Below are 15248 nucleotides of genomic sequence, written 5' to 3'. Positions count from 1 at the left end.
GATATAGTTATGTCCCGTTTTCATATAAAAATATTTCAATAGGAGGCTATGCTTGGTGAAGGATAAGTTTGAGTTAGTCTCAAAATACTCTCCTCAAGGAGATCAGCCGGCAGCAATTGAAATGCTGGTCGAAGGGATTAAGGAAGGCAAGGAAATGCAGACGTTATTGGGGGCAACGGGGACAGGGAAAACGTTCACCGTTTCCAATGTGATTCAAAGAATCAATAAACCGACTCTTGTCATTGCCCACAATAAAACGTTGGCAGGGCAGCTTTATAGTGAGTTCAAAGAGTTCTTCCCTAATAATGCCGTTGAGTACTTCGTTAGCTATTATGATTACTACCAGCCAGAGGCTTATGTTCCATCCACGGATACATTCATCGAGAAAGATGCAAGCATCAATGATGAAATCGATAAACTGCGTCACTCGGCAACCTCGTCTTTGTTCGAAAGGAAAGATGTCATCATCATTGCCAGTGTTTCGTGCATATATGGACTCGGTTCTCCTGAAGAGTACCGGGAGATGGTCGTTTCCCTCCGAACAGGCATGGAGATAGACCGGAATGCCTTGCTGCACAGACTCGTGGATATTCAATATGAACGTAATGATATTGCTTTCCAACGGGGGACCTTCCGCGTTCGCGGCGACGTGGTCGAAATTTTCCCGGCCTCACGTGATGAACATTGCGTACGGGTCGAGTTTTTCGGGGATGAGATTGACCGTATTCGTGAAGTCGATGCCCTGACTGGCGAAATTACCGGTGAACGGGATCATATCGCCATTTTCCCGGCTTCCCACTTCGTAACCCGCGAAGAGAAAATGCGGATAGCCATTCAAAATATCGAAACGGAACTGGAAGAACGATTGAAGGAATTAAGGGAAGATGAAAAACTCCTTGAAGCGCAGCGCTTGGAGCAGCGGACCCGTTATGATTTGGAAATGATGCGTGAAATGGGCTTTTGTTCAGGGATCGAGAACTATTCCCGCCATTTGACGCTTCGTCCCTCAGGTGCGACACCATACACTTTAATAGATTACTTTCCAGAGGATTTCCTATTGGTCGTGGATGAATCACACGTAACCCTCTCGCAAATCCGCGGAATGTTCAATGGAGATCAGGCGCGTAAGCAAGTGCTCGTCGATCATGGCTTCCGTCTGCCGTCTGCGAAAGATAACCGCCCGCTAAGATTTGAGGAATTTGAAAAAAAGGTCCATCAATCCATATTCGTTTCGGCAACTCCGGGACCATATGAACTCGAACATACCCCGGAAATGGTTCAGCAGATCATCCGTCCTACCGGATTGCTGGATCCGACGGTGGAAGTGCGGCCGATTGAAGGGCAAATAGATGACTTGATCGGTGAAATTCAGGAACGCGTCAAAAAGAACGAGCGTGTGCTCATAACGACCTTGACGAAAAAGATGTCTGAGGATTTAACTGATTATTTAAAGGAAATCGGCATCAAGGTCCAATATCTTCATTCGGAAGTGAAGACCTTGGAAAGGATAGAAATCATCCGGGAACTTCGAATGGGCAAATATGATGTTCTAGTTGGAATCAATCTTTTAAGGGAAGGCCTCGATATTCCGGAAGTGTCGTTAGTGACCATTCTGGATGCCGATAAAGAAGGGTTCCTTCGCTCGGAACGTTCGCTTATTCAAACGATGGGCCGTGCAGCCCGTAATGCGAACGGCCACGTCATCATGTATGCAGACCGAATCACGAATTCGATGGAACTTGCCATCAATGAAACGAGGCGGCGCCGTGAAATCCAGGAAAATTATAATAAAGAGCATGGAATATTGCCTCAAACCATTCAAAAGGATATCCGCGACTCCATAAGGGCGACTCATGTTGCCGAAGAAGGCGAAGAGTATAAGGAAGACCTTGCACCAAGCCTCGCGAAGCTTCCTAAAAAAGAGCGTTTAAAAGTGATGGCAAGCATGGAAAAAGAAATGAAGGAAGCGGCAAAGGCACTGGACTTCGAGCGAGCTGCCGAGCTGCGTGATTTATTACTAGAGTTAAAAGCGGAAGGGTGACGAAACATGGCAATGGATAAAATTGTGATAAAAGGCGCCAGGGCCAACAATTTAAAGAATATTGATATCACGATACCGAGAGACAAACTTGTTGTGCTGACCGGATTATCCGGATCTGGAAAGTCTTCCTTGGCTTTTGATACGATTTATGCAGAAGGGCAAAGACGTTATGTGGAATCACTTTCCGCTTATGCTCGTCAATTCTTAGGCCAAGTGGATAAACCGGATGTCGATGCGATAGAAGGTTTGTCACCAGCCATTTCCATAGACCAGAAAACGACCAGTCGAAATCCTCGTTCAACCGTAGGGACTGTTACGGAGATCTATGATTATTTAAGGCTGTTATTTGCACGGGTCGGCAGGCCGACCTGTCCCATCCATAATATAGAAATCACCTCACAAACGATAGAGCAAATGGTGGACCGCATTCTTGATTACCCTGAGCGAACCAAGCTTCAAGTATTGGCACCGCTAGTCTCAGGCAGAAAAGGGACACATGCGAAAGTTTTGGAGGAAGTTAAGAAACAAGGATATGTCCGCATTCGTGTGAACGGGGAAATGCATGACCTCAGCGATGAGATCACTCTCGAAAAAAATAAAAAACATTCGATTGAAGTCATCATAGACCGGATCGTCATAAAAGAGGGTATCATGGCCAGGCTTGCAGATTCATTGGAAAGTGCTTTGCAGCTTGGCGAAGGTAAAGTCATCATTGACGTCATGGGTGAGGAAGAGCTGCTGTTCAGTGAACATCATGCTTGTCCATACTGCGGATTTTCGATTGAAGAGTTAGAGCCTAGAATGTTTTCCTTCAATAGCCCGTTTGGGGCCTGCCCGGATTGTGATGGCTTGGGGGCAAGGCTGGAGGTGGACCGTGATCTGGTCATCCCGAATAACGAATTAAGCCTCCGTCAACATGCAATTGCGCCATGGGAGCCGACTAGTTCTCAATATTACCCTCAGCTCCTTGAAGCGGTGGCAAACCATTATGGGATAGATATGGATGTGCCCGTTAAGGATTTACCGGAAGAGAAGATGGATAAGGTCTTGCTTGGTTCAGGCAAAGATAAGATATATTTCCGTTATAAAAATGATTTTGGAAGAGTGCAAGAAGGATATATTCCTTTTGAAGGAGTTTTAAGAAACATCGAAAGGCGCTTCAAGGAGACGAGTTCTGACTTTATTCGTGAGCAAATGCAGAAATACATGTCAGAACATCACTGTCCAACCTGTAAGGGTCATCGATTGAAAAAAGAGAGTCTTTCCGTGCTCATTCAAGGGGTCCATATTAGTGAAACGACAGCTTTATCAGTGGAGGATGCGTTAGTATTTTTCGATGAGCTTGATTTGACTGAAAAAGAAGCTGCAATTGCGAGATTGATTTTACGTGAAATTCGTGAGCGGCTCGGTTTCCTGGCTAATGTAGGTTTGGAATATTTGACGTTGAGCAGGGCAGCGGGAACTTTATCAGGCGGTGAAGCGCAGCGTATAAGATTGGCGACGCAGATCGGTTCCCGATTGACGGGAGTCCTATATATTTTGGATGAACCTTCAATAGGGCTGCATCAGAGGGATAACGATCGATTGATCGAAACATTGAAGAATATGCGCGAAATCGGGAACACCCTCATTGTTGTCGAGCACGATGAAGATACGATGATTGCTGCGGATTATTTGATCGATGTTGGTCCTGGAGCAGGAGCGCATGGAGGGGAAATAGTGGCCGCTGGAACTCCGGAAGAGGTCATGAATAATCCTAAATCCTTAACGGGGCAATATTTAGCAGGGAAGAAATTCATTCCATTGCCATTGGAACGCCGGAAAAATGATGGCCGTGTCATTGAAATAAAAGGTGCCAAGGAAAACAATTTGAAAAACGTTAATGTGAAATTCCCGCTTGGGGTCTTTACAGCCGTAACGGGAGTCTCCGGATCAGGGAAAAGTACATTGGTGAATGAGATCCTCCATAAGTCATTGGCTCAAAAACTGAATCGGGCAAAAGCCAGACCAGGTGATTTCCGTGAAATCAAGGGAATTGAGCATTTAGATAAAGTCATTGATATTGACCAATCACCTATCGGCAGAACCCCACGATCGAATCCAGCTACCTATACGGGTGTATTCGATGATGTTCGTGACGTGTTTGCCTCGACTAATGAAGCGAAGATCCGCGGTTATAAAAAAGGAAGGTTCAGTTTCAATGTTAAGGGCGGCCGCTGTGAAGCATGCCGTGGTGATGGGATTATCAAGATTGAAATGCATTTTCTCCCAGATGTCTATGTTCCATGTGAAATCTGTCATGGTAAAAGGTATAACCGGGAAACACTTGAAGTGAAATATAAAGGAAAAAACATATCCGACATTCTCGATATGACAGTCGAGGAAGGCGTTAGTTTCTTTGAAAATATCCCAAAAATCAAACGGAAGCTGCAAACGATTTATGATGTTGGTTTGGGTTATATCAAGCTTGGACAGCCTGCCACCACTTTATCAGGCGGTGAAGCGCAAAGGGTGAAACTTGCTTCCGAATTGCATCGCAGATCCACTGGGCGCTCCTTCTATATCTTGGATGAACCAACTACCGGTCTACATGTCCACGATATAGCAAGGCTGCTCCAGGTTCTGCAGCGGCTGGTTGACAATGGGGATACCGTTTTGGTGATCGAGCATAATCTGGATGTCATCAAGACGGCGGACCACATTATTGACCTGGGACCTGAAGGCGGAGATAAGGGCGGTACGATCGTCACTTACGGAACACCTGAAAAAATATGTGAAGTTTCCGAATCGTACACGGGAAAATACTTAAAACCTGTACTTACCCGTGATCAAATCCGCATGGAAAATTGGATTGAAGAAAAAGAAACTGAGCATGAACATGCTTAAAAGAAGCCGGTTGGCGAGTTTCAGTTTATCCACTAAAGGGGGTTCGGAAAACGTATCTTTTCATCAAATGGATGTCCGAACCAACTGACCCAAAGCAGTTCAATTCCTTATGTATGGATTTCTAGCTTAATTTTTTAAACGAAGTTGATTGTAGAGGAAGGTGCGAGACTCCTGCGGGAAAAGCACGTGCCTGGATCGGAAATCAACCTGAATTGTAAAAGTAATAATAAAACTGCAGGCAAACTCGTTTTCTTCGAATTTGTCTACAGTCAGGAACAAGCCATCAGGCTTGTTTTTTTGTAGAAAAATGACAGTGTGCATTTAATCAATCATTTGATTAAAGAATGGGAAAACAAGATATTTCCGGGGAAATCATACATCTTCCTTTTCGGAAATTGTCATTTTCCTTTGTCGAAAGATGGGAAAAACGGTATTTATGAAACTTTTTAGATATCTAGGCGTATGTATGAATAAAATGGTAGAAGAAAGCGAGGAATGTTCATGCAGGAGGAAAGAAAGAAGATTTTAGAAATGATTCAGGATGGAAAGTTATCGGCGGAAGAAGCCTTGGGCCTTTTGGAAGAATTAGAAAAAGCCAGTCAGGAAAGTGAAGCTAAAGAGCAAAAATTGCAAAACGAATTATCGACGGTAGTCGTGGATAAGAAAAGTGAAGGAAGCACTCAGGATACGTTTAAAAAGAATATCCAGTCATCGAAAGAAAAGATTATTGATTTCGTTGAAAGTGCTTTTAAGAAAATCAAAGAAACGGATCTTGATTTCAATTTCGGGAAGTCTGTGGAGGTCAGTCATATTTTTCAGCATGAACATGATTTCTTGGATGAGGTTGATGTAGATATAGCAAATGGGAAAATAAAAATCGCCGCATGGGACCATGATGATGTTCGGGTTGAATGCCAAGCTAAGGTATACCGTGTGGAAGAAATAGAAGAAGCCAGGAAAAACTTTTTGGAAGAAGTCGATTTCACGATTGAAAATGGAAAATTGAAGTTCAAGGTTCGTGAAAAATCCATAAAGGTTGATACAATCATGTACATTCCAAGGAAGGAATATGAGGACATCCATGTAAGGATGTTCAATGGCGCAATCACGACTGAATCACTGAAATCAGAGAAGCTTAAAGCGAAAACGGCAAATGGTGCCATTCATATCATGCAGGGTACGGGTGATTTCTGTGAGCTTGAAACAGGTAATGGGATGATCACCATTTCAGATACCAACTTTAATGACTTGGAAGCCGAGACCCTGAATGGAGCGATTAATGCTGCTGGATACTTCAAGAAATTGGATGTCCAAACGTTCAATGGGGAAATCATCTGTACGAATTCAGGGATGGATTGCGATTCGATCCATGCAAAGTCAGTCACTGGAAAAGTCCAGTTGACCCTGCCGCCAGGTAAGGCGATCGAAGGAGAATTGAAGTCAAATTTAGGAAGCTTTAATGTAACTTTGGAAGGGATGACAATCATCGAAGAGAAAAGTGATGTGGTTCAGAAGGTCCTTAAGTTTAAGACGGTTAAAGAAGAGGTTCCTGTGCTTCATGTTTTTGCAGAAACCAAAACTGCAGCGATAACGGTTTCCTGAAGAAAGGGAAAGGCCGTTGATACCACTGGTGGCTCAAACTGTAGGCAAACTCGATGGAAAACGAGTTTGCCTGCAGTTTTTTTATGGCTTGTTCTAAATTTAATAACAAGATTGATTGGAGAGGAAGGTACGAGATTCCTGCGTGAAAAGCGCGACTAGGTGAAACCCCGCAGGAGCAAGCCGAGGAGGCTCCACGACCGCCCGCGGAAAGCGAGTTTCTTGAGCGGAAATCAACATCCAATTTGTATCGGAACCATACCTAAGGAGTTGCTTTGGAGTTGGTTCGGGAACATCATTTGATGAAAGATACGTTTCAGATCCCTTTTGTCTGCAAAGTGAGCCTGCCAATATAAATTGGCTGGCTTTCTTTTATTTTGATGTAAGGATTCATGTATGTTCCTCTCATCTCTTTCCAGTTCACTTGGCCCATCCGGGTGGAGTGAATAAAAAAACAATAAATCGATAATGCTTTGTTTGGTTATTAACAGAAAAATGCTAAAATAGAAAAAGTATCTCAAAAAATAGCATCACTCCAAAAGGAGGAAAGATATATGGCAAAAGTCCGTACAAAGGATATAGTAGAAGCGTTCGGTCTAGAACTTATCAGTGGGGAAGAAGGAATTAACAGACCGATCGTCACGAGTGATTTATCTCGTCCCGGACTTGAAATAGCCGGTTTTTTTGATTATTATCCCGCAGATCGAGTACAGCTTTTAGGTATGACGGAGATGTCCTTTTTTAATCGGCTGAATGAACCGGATCGAGTACAGAGGATGGAAGAGTTATGCAGGGACTTTACTCCAGGCATCATCATTACGCGTGGTCAGGAAGTGCCGATAGAATTGATCGAAGCGTCTGAGCGGGAATCCGTTCCTGTGATGAGATCTAATATGAAGACAACAAGGTTATACAGCCGTCTGACCAATTTCCTGGAAAGCAGGTTGGCACCAACTACTGCTGTTCATGGTGTTTTGGTGGATATCTATGGGTTAGGTGTGTTGATCACCGGGAAAAGCGGCGTCGGTAAAAGTGAGACAGCCCTGGAATTAGTGAAACGGGGTCATCGTCTCGTAGCCGATGACTGCGTCGAAATCAGGCAGGAAGACCAAGATACGCTGGTCGGGAATGCCCCGGATTTAATCGAACATCTTCTAGAAATAAGAGGATTGGGAATCATTAATGTAATGACACTTTTCGGAGCTGGCGCAGTCCGCAGCAATAAAAAGATCTCAATCGTCATCAATCTGGAACTATGGGAAAAAAACAAGCAGTATGACCGGGTTGGCCTTGATGAAGAAAAAATGAAAATCATTGATACGGAAGTGACGAAAATTACCGTACCTGTCCGTCCAGGGCGAAATTTATCTGTCATCATTGAAGTGGCAGCCATGAATTACCGCCTGAAGCGAATGGGAGTAAATGCAGCGGAACAGTTTTCAGATCGCTTGAACCACGCAATTGCAGATCCGGAACATGATGAATTTTAAAAGGTTATAAGAAAAGAGGGGACAAAATGGAACAAGGAATTCAGCCGCTGAATCCAATAGCGATAGATCTAGGTCCCATCCAGGTACATTGGTATGGACTCATCATCGGTTTCGGTGTGTTATTGGGTCTTATAATCGCTTTAAGGGAATCTGAGCGAAGAGGTCTTGATAAGGAAATTTTTACTGACATGATTTTGTTTGCTGTCCCAATCGCGATCATAAGTGCCCGTATTTATTATGTGATCTTTCAATGGGAGTACTATTCACAAAACCCGGGAGATATCATTAAAATATGGAATGGCGGAATCGCCATACATGGTGCGTTGATTGGGTCGGTACTGACTGCAATCGTGTTTGCCAAGGTCAAGAAAGTGTCATTTTGGAAGCTGGCGGATATTGCTGCACCGAGCTTATTGTTGGGGCAGGCGATTGGCCGTTGGGGTAATTTCATGAATCAGGAAGCGCATGGGGGAGAAATAACAAGGTCATTCCTTGAAAATATGCATTTGCCTGAATTCATCATAAATCAAATGTACATAAACGGTACGTATTATCACCCGACCTTTTTGTATGAATCGATTTGGAATATCCTCGGTGTCATTATTCTCTTAAGTTTACGTAAAGTGAACTTGCGCAGGGGGGAACTGTTTTTAACCTATGTAATATGGTATTCCATCGGACGTTATTACATTGAAGGATTGCGGACGGACAGTTTGATGCTGACGGATTCACTGCGTATCGCACAAGTGATCTCGATTGTATTGGTAGCTGTAGCCATCGCTTTGGTGGTCTATAGAAGGGTCCGCGGGCATGCAGACAAAAGATATTTAGATGCATAGGTAATATGTGTAAAGGGAGAGGGCATAGTGATAGTAGATTCGGTTAAAAAGGGACTTCTTTCAGGCTTGAATACAACCTGGTCTTTGGGGAAAGTGATATTTCCGGTTACTCTGATCGTCACTGTGCTTCAATATACGCCTGTATTGCCATTCATCATCAACTTGATAGCGCCTTTGATGAATCTCATCGGTCTTCCAGGGGATGCTGCAATTCCTCTTGTATTAGGGAATTTCCTGAATTTATACGCAGCGATTGCTGGCATATTAACGCTTGATTTGACTGTGAAAGAAGTTTTTATCATCGCTATGATGCTATCTTTTTCACATAATTTATTGATTGAGTCAGGTGTTGCGATGAAAACCGGTGTCAAGCTGTGGGTCATCCTAACAGTACGGATCGGGCTTGCGCTTTTGTCCGCGGTCGTCATCAATCTTGTTTGGCAGGGCGGATCTGAAATGGCCCAGGGAACGGCTATCGGGGAGGCTGCAGAGATTAACGGAGCGGGAGCGATCCTTTTGCATGGGGTCATCCAGGCCCTTTCAGGAATTGGCCAGCTGGCGGTCATCGTTATTCCGCTCATGGTGGCTGTTCAAATCATGAAAGATTTAAAGTGGCTGGAAGCCTTCTCGAAAGCCCTTGCACCCTTCATGAAGGTCCTGGGGATGAAGCCGAATGCTTCCATGCCTTTCGTTACAGGCCTGACTCTCGGTTTGGCATATGGGGCAGGGGTGATGATTCAAGCGGCTAAAGAGGATAATGTTTCGAAGAAGGATATGACGATTGCATTCATCTTTTTAGTTGCCTGCCATGCTGTTGTAGAAGATACATTGATTTTTATTCCGCTGGGGATTCCGGTCTTGCCGTTATTACTTATTCGGATACTCACTGCCATTGTTTTAACGATGGCCGTTGCGTATATATGGAATCGGGCTGACAGGGTACAGAGAAAGGAAGCTGTATATGAACAGTAACATAAATACATTATTATTTGATCTTGACGGGACGTTGATCAATACAAATGAATTGATCATCGCCTCATTTACAGAAACGTTAAACCACTTTTGTCCTGGAAAGTTCAATCGGGAAGATATCATTCCATTTATCGGACCGACTTTGGTCGATACTTTCTCTTCCATTGATCCAAAACGAGTGGATGAAATGATCGCTTACTATCGGGAGCATAATTGGAGGAACCATGATTTGCTTGTCACACAATTTGACGGTGTGTTCGAAACCGTTCAAACATTGAAGCAGAGCGGCTATAAATTGGCAGTCGTTACGACAAAGAAGCGTGATGTCGTCGAAAAGGGCCTGCGTTTAAGCAAACTGGATCAATTCTTTGATGTGGTGGTCACACTGGATGAGGTGGAAAAAGCAAAGCCGGATCCAGAGCCTTTGGTAAAAGCTTTAAATCAACTCGGTTCGGTGCCTGAAGAGGCGATCATGATTGGGGACAGTTATCATGATATTCTGGGAGGGAAGAACACAGGTACAAAAACGGCAGGGGTCTCATGGTCCATTAAAGGCCGTGAATTCCTGGAAAGCTATCACCCTGATTATATGCTTGAGCATATGGCGGATTTATTGAATATCGTTGAGGTTGAAAAGCTCACGGAGGCTAGAAAATGAGACGCACGTCCCGCTATCAAGTTGAAGGGGCTAATTCACTATGGCATGTATATAAGACCGTTCCGTTCTGGAAAGTCGTCAAGAATTTTGTGGTGATACAGCTAGCGCGCTATACGCCTTTTCTGGGCATGAAGAATTGGCTGTACAGGACTTTTTTACATATGAAAGTCGGAAAGCATACTTCGTTTGCCTTGATGGTCATGCCCGATGTGATGTTTCCGGAAAAAATATCAGTTGGAAGAAATACTGTCATTGGCTATAATACGACGATTCTTGCACATGAATATTTGATTCAGGAATATCGTTTAGGAGATGTAGTCATTGGGGATGAAGTATTGATTGGAGCCAATTCGACCATTCTTCCAGGACTTTCAATCGGAAATGGGGCGATTGTCTCTGCAGGTACGCTTGTCCATAAGGATGTTCCAGAGGGAGCTTTCGTCGGGGGAAATCCAATGAAAATCATATATACCAAAGAAGAAATGCTTGAGAGGGAGCAGCAAACTTCCTTGTGAAAAAAGGACTTGCCCATATATGCGGCAGGTCCTTTTTAATGGCATTTTGGGTATAACGGAGTCAGTTCATTCTTTAGATGCTTCATGACTTCGTTGATTGATATATATTCCTGGTTCACCGTAGCTTCATACGTTTCTTTTAAAACTCGAAAAAACCTTTCCTGTGCCTGTTTATCCATATTGAGCTTGTCCTCCTATCATCTATTTATCAAGAGGGGGCTGAACAACTTCAGCCCCATATCTCATTTAACTATTTCCGATTTCAATAAATCGGCAACCAATACGTACCGTTCCGGTGCACTACCAATATATGAAAAAGGATAGCAGGTTGTTACTGTAAGTGTGGCTTTAGGCTTGGGAACGATCACGGTACGGTCATCTGCATCGACGATACGAACCTTCCTCACTTTATATGTAAATGAACCGGCTTCTGTCTTGGCAATCAGCAAGTCGCCTTCGCCGACTTCACCTAGATCTCTGAAAATTGTATCTCGGTGCCCGGATAAAACGGAATTATCCTTTTCACCTGGGAGGACGGAGCCTGCATAATGACCGACGCCCTTTTCAAGTTCATCTTCGTCCGTTCCGTGATAAATTGGGAGTGTTGCCTCAATTGTTGGAATATAAAGCTGACCCATCAAATCTCCTGTCTCCGGCCGTTCTTCATATAGTTCAAGCCCATCGGGAATATTTGCCTTCGTCTTCGGTTCGGGGAGCTTAGCTGTAGCTTCCGTTGTGGCAGATTCATTCCATTTATACAGGGCATAGCCTTTTAACAGTGTATAGGCGTTTGTCGTTGTAAAATAAAAACCTAAGGTTAAAAAGCAAACAGCAGTGACAAGTAACCATTTTTTCTTATGCCTGGATTGCCTATTTTTACTCATCTTAATTAGTGAGTCTTGCTTTTCTAATTAATCCGAAAGCGATACCCATCAACACTAAACCGATTAAAGCACCGAATAAGTAATGACCGGCCGTTTTAGGAAGCACTCCGCCTTTTTCCGTTTTGTGTTCAGGTTTTGCGGGTTTCTTCTTTTCTTTTTGTACCTCAGCCACTTTAGAAATGACCTCGGTGGACTGTTTAATGTCATTACCGGTTTCTTTCACTAAATCGGAACCGATCATTTTACCTGTCAATATAAAATCGAGCAAAAAATTGCCGTTTAAATCATAAATCGAAACTAGTAAACTAGCATTCGTTATTTCCTTAAGCTGGAATAAAGCCTCAAGGGATAGGTTTGTTGTGACACCATCCTGAATTAAGGCGAATTTGAATTGAATTTGCAGCAAGCTTTGAAGATCATTATAAATAGAAAGCAATTCAGCCACTTGTTCTGCAGACAATTCATCAATTGTTTCGAAATTATCAAGTTGATTCATTCTATCGGAGATCGCCATTAAACGAGCTTCAAAAGAAGGGTCTTCGATGATAGGCAAGAGATGATTCATGAATCTGTCGAGCTCTTCGTCTTTTAGACCGATATCAGTAAAGAGGCCATCCATTAAATCGATGATCTTTTCCTCATCATAATCCATCGCGTCCTCATCATAATCCATTTCTAAATCGATGATATCCTCAATGTCGTAAATGAAATGGAAGGTATCGATGATGGAATCTCCCTCTTCCAGTTCACCGTATTCTATTAATAATTCCGTTAGTTCAGCTTCTGTCATTTCATATTGTTTAAGTAGATTCTGTAAGGTCTCAGGAGTGACGGCCGGTCCTAATGTATCACGCAACTCTTCTACCGATTTCAGTTCATTCAATGTTAAGTCGTAATAGGATAAATACTCTTCCAATTCTTCTTGTGTCATTCTAACTTCAGAAAGGTATTCATTAAGCTCATCCTGGTTGATCTTAGTTGCGGCAAAACCCATCGTCCCGCTTGAACCCAGTGAAAAAAGAACGATTAGAGCCACAAAAAATGAAAAATATTTTTTCATTCCCATTTCCCCCTAAAATTTTATAATATTACCAAACTCCTAAATATTATAAAGCAGCTATACCAAAAGGTATACATTAATAACAATGAATGGCTAAAGATAGGGAGAAACATCTAGGTAAAAAGGTGCAACTCCCTGAGTTTGGACTTAAACCGATCATGAAGAATATTAAAGACAGCTGTAGTTTGAAGTAATGGAATTAGGCATATTTTCCTTGACGTAAGATGGGAGCGAGAGTAAACTATTAGTAACTTCAACCTGCTACCATATTAGCGAACTAAAGTGATTTAATAGATTATTGTGAGTATTAATATGATTATGTCATTTTATTTGATACTATTTTTATATGTTATCCGAAATTTGGATTTAAGCGTGAAACCTTGGAATGATAAAGAGATAAACAAAATAAGGAATGGATGCATCGGTTTGTGCCTACAGGCGGACCGATTGGATATAGATAGTAATCAATTCAAAAGGATGTGCAGTCGTGACAAAGCCATTTATGTTTGAAAAACCGTTAGGCATGAGAGATACATTGCCGGTACTGTATGAAACGAAGGTGTTGGCCAGAAATAAAATGAGTGATGAAATCAAGAAGTGGGGCTATCAATTTATTGAAACGCCTGCTTTGGAATATTATGAAACAATTGGCGAGGCTTCGGCAATATTGGATCAACAGTTGTTTAAACTTCTCGATTCCCAGGGGCATACGCTCGTACTCCGTCCCGAGATGACAGCCCCCATTGCACGGGTGGCAGCATCCAAACTGTTAAAACAGCAAATTCCGCTTCGCCTGGCCTATTCCGCGAATGTATACCGGGCACAGCAGCGTGAAGGAGGCAGGCCGGCAGAATTCGAACAGATTGGTATTGAGTGCATTGGAAATAAGTCTATAAGTGCCGATGCTGAAATGATTGCCCTGCTTGCGGATGCTCTAAAGGCTGCCGGGCTTCAGGAATTTAAAATTTCCATTGGGCATATTGGATTTCTGCAAGAATTTTTCTTGAGCATTCTAGGTACGGAGGAAAGAGCCTCTATATTAAGGAAGTTTTTGTATGAAAAGAATTATGTTGGTTATCGCGAGCATGTTAAATCACTGCCGCTTTCATCCATTGATAAGCAACGGCTTATCGAATTCACCTCATTAAGGGGCAGTGAAGGGACCCTGATGAAGGCGCTGGGGTTGGTTGAAAATAATAAAGGGCAGGATTCTTTGGCTGAACTGAAGGAATTGTCTGCGCAGCTGAAAGAATTTGGCGTTGAACAATATGTGAGCTTTGACTTAACATTGGTCAGTCATATGAGCTATTACACAGGAACTTTATTTGAAGTGTATGCCGGACAAGTCGGTTCGCCAATCGGCAATGGCGGCCGGTATGATAATCTGCTTGAGAAGTTCGGCTGGAATGCTTCGGCCACAGGTTTTGCAATCCGGGTGGATCGTCTTGCAGAAGCTCTTGGGGAGCCGATCCAGCCTGTCGCGCCAGAATGTATTTTATATAGTCCCGAACGAAGATTGGAAGCCATTGAATTTGCAAGAATTAAACGCACCGAAGGAAAATTGGTAACGATTCAGGATATTACGGTCGTCCAAAATGTCGATGCCTTTACACGGACATTTTCTGAAGTTCATTTATTCGTAGGGAATGGGGGGTATGGAAAAGATGAATAATAGCTTTTTAACGATTGCCATGCCGAAAGGAAGAATCTTTGAAGAAGCGGCAGAGCTATTAAGAAGGGCCGGTTTTCGTCTCCCTCCCGAGTTTGATGATTCCCGGAAATTGATCCTTGAAGTGGAAGAGGAAAATCTGCGGTTCATTTTAGCTAAACCGATGGATGTCGTAACCTATGTGGAACACGGCGTCGCTGACATTGGAATTGCAGGAAAGGATGTCATGTTAGAGGAAGAACGTGATGTCTATGAGTTACTAGATTTGAAAATCAGTGCCTGCTATTTAGCTGTAGCTGGACTGCCTGGTACGAAGATAAGTGACATCGCCCCTAAAATTGCCAGTAAATATCCGAATGTTGCCTCCAGTTATTTTCGCGAGCAGGGGGAGCAAGTCGAGATTATAAAGTTGAATGGGTCTATTGAGTTAGCACCGTTAATAGGTTTGGCTGAACGAATCGTCGATATCGTTTCTACGGGGAGGACATTGAAGGAAAACGGTCTTGTGGAATATGCGAAAATTGCCAATGTGACTTCGAGGCTGGTGGCAAACCCTGTCAGCTATCGAATTAAAGAAGCAAGGATTACCGAAATCGTGGAACGGCTAGCAGAAATTATTGAATAGTAAAGAATAG

Annotated in this window: 13 protein-coding genes; 10 read left to right on the top strand and 3 right to left on the bottom strand. The window is 43.1% G+C overall.

The features are described 5' to 3' along the window. Nucleotides 1-55: 55 nt before the first annotated feature. The 8 genes from uvrB to ACWF5P_RS05095 all read left to right on the top strand — a co-directional run bounded on the left by uvrB (nt 56) and on the right by ACWF5P_RS05095 (nt 11000). The gene (gene uvrB, locus ACWF5P_RS05130) at nt 56-2041 is read left to right on the top strand and encodes an excinuclease ABC subunit UvrB (protein ID WP_101224004.1); all 1986 of its coding nucleotides are present in this window, start codon (nt 56-58) and stop codon (nt 2039-2041) included. Between the two features lie 6 nt (nt 2042-2047). Next, nucleotides 2048-4927 (top strand): excinuclease ABC subunit UvrA, encoded by a 2880-nt coding sequence (gene uvrA / locus ACWF5P_RS05125; protein WP_101223738.1) that lies wholly within the window; start codon nt 2048-2050, stop codon nt 4925-4927. Between the two features lie 501 nt (nt 4928-5428). Further along, nucleotides 5429-6529 (top strand): DUF4097 family beta strand repeat-containing protein, encoded by a 1101-nt coding sequence (locus ACWF5P_RS05120; protein WP_402943519.1) that lies wholly within the window; start codon nt 5429-5431, stop codon nt 6527-6529. A 551-nt stretch (nt 6530-7080) separates the two neighbouring features. Beyond that, nucleotides 7081-8016: an HPr(Ser) kinase/phosphatase gene (gene hprK / locus ACWF5P_RS05115; protein ID WP_101223736.1), complete on the top strand. Its 936-nt coding sequence runs from the start codon at nt 7081-7083 to the stop codon at nt 8014-8016. A 26-nt stretch (nt 8017-8042) separates the two neighbouring features. Beyond that, nucleotides 8043-8855, top strand: a complete 813-nt coding sequence (lgt, locus tag ACWF5P_RS05110; protein ID WP_434168090.1) for a prolipoprotein diacylglyceryl transferase — start codon at nt 8043-8045, stop codon at nt 8853-8855. Between the two features lie 27 nt (nt 8856-8882). Then, nucleotides 8883-9827 (top strand): nucleoside recognition domain-containing protein, encoded by a 945-nt coding sequence (locus ACWF5P_RS05105; protein WP_101223734.1) that lies wholly within the window; start codon nt 8883-8885, stop codon nt 9825-9827. Then, nucleotides 9817-10485, top strand: a complete 669-nt coding sequence (ppaX, locus tag ACWF5P_RS05100) for a pyrophosphatase PpaX (RefSeq protein WP_434168089.1) — start codon at nt 9817-9819, stop codon at nt 10483-10485. Before ACWF5P_RS05105 ends, ppaX begins: the two co-directional genes overlap by 11 nt. Then, the gene (locus tag ACWF5P_RS05095) at nt 10482-11000 is read left to right on the top strand and encodes a DapH/DapD/GlmU-related protein (RefSeq protein ID WP_434168088.1); all 519 of its coding nucleotides are present in this window, start codon (nt 10482-10484) and stop codon (nt 10998-11000) included. Before ppaX ends, ACWF5P_RS05095 begins: the two co-directional genes overlap by 4 nt. Nucleotides 11001-11035: 35 nt before the next feature. Here ACWF5P_RS05095 and ACWF5P_RS05090 read toward each other — a convergent pair whose 3' ends face one another. From ACWF5P_RS05090 to ACWF5P_RS05080, 3 genes are all read right to left on the bottom strand, one after another. Further along, nucleotides 11036-11179, bottom strand: coding sequence for a hypothetical protein (locus ACWF5P_RS05090; protein WP_434168087.1), 144 nt, complete (start codon nt 11177-11179; stop codon nt 11036-11038). Nucleotides 11180-11242: 63 nt separating this feature from the next. Next, complete coding sequence (locus ACWF5P_RS05085; RefSeq protein ID WP_452444672.1) at nt 11243-11884, bottom strand: class D sortase; 642 nt, start codon at nt 11882-11884, stop codon at nt 11243-11245. Between the two features lies 1 nt (nt 11885). Next, nucleotides 11886-12944, bottom strand: a complete 1059-nt coding sequence (locus ACWF5P_RS05080) for a processed acidic surface protein (RefSeq protein ID WP_452444671.1) — start codon at nt 12942-12944, stop codon at nt 11886-11888. Between the two features lie 487 nt (nt 12945-13431). Between ACWF5P_RS05080 and ACWF5P_RS05075 the strand changes: the two genes are divergently transcribed. Together ACWF5P_RS05075 and hisG are read left to right on the top strand one after the other, a co-directional pair. Continuing rightward, nucleotides 13432-14616, top strand: coding sequence for an ATP phosphoribosyltransferase regulatory subunit (locus ACWF5P_RS05075; RefSeq protein ID WP_101223729.1), 1185 nt, complete (start codon nt 13432-13434; stop codon nt 14614-14616). Continuing rightward, nucleotides 14609-15238: an ATP phosphoribosyltransferase gene (gene hisG, locus ACWF5P_RS05070; protein ID WP_034311625.1), complete on the top strand. Its 630-nt coding sequence runs from the start codon at nt 14609-14611 to the stop codon at nt 15236-15238. Before ACWF5P_RS05075 ends, hisG begins: the two co-directional genes overlap by 8 nt. Nucleotides 15239-15248: the final 10 nt, after the last annotated feature.

The sequence above is a fragment of the Peribacillus sp. NPDC055009 genome, from assembly GCF_053608705.1.
This window is presented reverse-complemented; position numbering and strand designations above follow the sequence as displayed.